We start from the raw sequence: 619 nt of genomic DNA on the forward strand, positions 1-619 counted from the left end.
CCCAACTGACCCGTACGTGAAGCTTCTTCTAGTGATAGGTCGTGACAGTAAGGATCTTAACGTTGCGGTGCAAGGTTTGGCGTTGGGAAACCAACTTCTTACTGGGCCAATCGCGAAGATTAATGAAGTCAAACAAATCAAACCACGAGTCCCGTACGATGCGCCAAACTGGGTGAGTACGGCTCGTCCCGTTGCATTATCTGAATTAGTCGAACAAAAAAGCATGTTGCAAGTGGAAGGCCGAACGCCTCCTCCAATCAATGTGAGTTTGCGCTTACCACCCGATCTCTTTACTTGGCAGAGCCGTGGTATACCGATGGATCTTAACTATCGTTATTCACCGCCTGCTGCGGATCATTCCGGCTCTCGTCTGACTTTGAGTATTAATGACCAATTCATTGAGGCGTTCAACCTAACCACAAAAGGTCAAGGTGGAGAATCTAACCGTATACGTGTTCCTTTGTTAGATGATGGCATTCTAAGTGGTGATACGTTTGTTCGCATTCCGGCTTTTAAGGTGGGTAGTCAAAACCGAATTGAGTTTGAGTTTGGTTTTGCGTCGGTGACCGATGGGCAGTGCCAGGTAACGCAGCCAAGTAAGCAATACGCGGTTATTGAT

At 47.3% G+C, this 619-nt stretch carries 1 protein-coding gene; it reads left to right on the forward strand.

Annotated elements, in window-relative coordinates:
* Positions 1-619 (forward strand): cellulose biosynthesis cyclic di-GMP-binding regulatory protein BcsB (locus R7R78_RS27530; protein ID WP_225474785.1); only part of this gene is annotated, 619 nt, incomplete at both ends.

Source organism: Vibrio sp. 2134-1, assembly GCF_033339495.1.